Genomic DNA, 1,191 nt, shown 5'->3' with positions numbered 1-1,191 from the left:
GTGTTGAACAAATAACGCACGGAATTTAATTCTGGTAACTGGTGATTGGTAACTGGTAATTAAATACCGTTTGGCTGAGCTGACGACGAATCTATTTAACCAGTTACCAATTACCAATTATCCGTTTGTAGGTTACGAAACGTGATGATGCCCCGTGCAAAACTTACTCAACACGACACTAGGGCTAAAAACAAGGTTGATGGTTGATAGTTTATAGTTTATAGTTGATAGTTTCATAGACTATCAACCATCAACTATCCACTATCCACAATACTAATGTGAACTTCTGGTTAATACTTACTATAAATTTATAAATGGGGAGGAAGATAGGTGAGTAATAGGTTGCCTAAATATTTAAAAAAATATTTCTGGGATATATCATTCGAAGATCTAAATAAAGATAACTATTCTAACTTTATCATTGAGCGAATATTAGAATATGGAGATGAACAGGCTATTTTCTGGATGATAAAGAGTTTTTCTATACAGCTAATTAAAAATACACTTTTGCACACTCGAAGACTATCTCCTAAAAGTGCTAATTTCTGGCGCCTATATTTTGACCTAAATAAAGAGGAAATTTTATGTTTGAAAAGGTCATTTCAAAAGCAACAAAGTCCAATATGGAATTATTAAGCTTACTATGTAAGGATTATTATTTAGTAGGTGGAACAGGAGTAGCGTTACAATTAGGACATCGTCAATCATTGGATTTAGATTTCTTTACACCAATGGATATTGATACTAATTTATGTATAGAAAGACTTATAGAAAAAGGTGATTTTATATTGGAAAAAAAGTCACCTAATACAGTTATAGGAATATTTGAAGGAACAAAAGTTAGTTTTTTTAAATATCCCTATCCACTTTTGTTTTCAACTAAAGATTTTATGGGCATAAAAGTAGCAGATATTTTAGATATTGCTTGTATGAAGATAGATGCTATTTCCTCAAGAGGAAGTCGAAGAGATTTTATTGATTTATATGTCATTTGTCAACAAAAAAGACATCTCAGGGAAATATTAGGATTCTTTAGAGAAAAATATAAAAGTGTAAATTATAATATTATTCACATTCTTAAAAGTTTAACTTATTTTGATGATGCTGACAAAGAACCTATGCCTAACCTGTTGATTGAAATCGATTGGGCGAAAGTAAAAGATTTTTTTGAGTCAGAAGTAAAAGAAATTA

At 30.5% G+C, this 1,191-nt stretch carries 2 protein-coding genes; both read left to right on the top strand.

Annotated features, from left to right (window positions below; translation table 11 throughout):
* Nucleotides 1-330 precede the first annotated feature (330 nt).
* Complete coding sequence (locus tag AB1414_21235) at nucleotides 331-636, top strand: hypothetical protein (protein ID MEW6609935.1); 306 nt, start codon at nucleotides 331-333, stop codon at nucleotides 634-636.
* Nucleotides 585-1,191, top strand: a 607-nt coding sequence (locus tag AB1414_21230) for a nucleotidyl transferase AbiEii/AbiGii toxin family protein (protein MEW6609934.1), incomplete at its 3' end; no start/stop codon positions are given. The genes AB1414_21235 and AB1414_21230, both read left to right, overlap by 52 nt.

It is taken from the genome of bacterium (genome assembly GCA_040755795.1).
GTDB lineage: Bacteria > UBA9089 > CG2-30-40-21 > CG2-30-40-21 > SBAY01 > JBFLXS01.
Note: the sequence above shows the minus strand (reverse complement) of the source record. Positions and strands in the feature narration are given on the sequence as shown.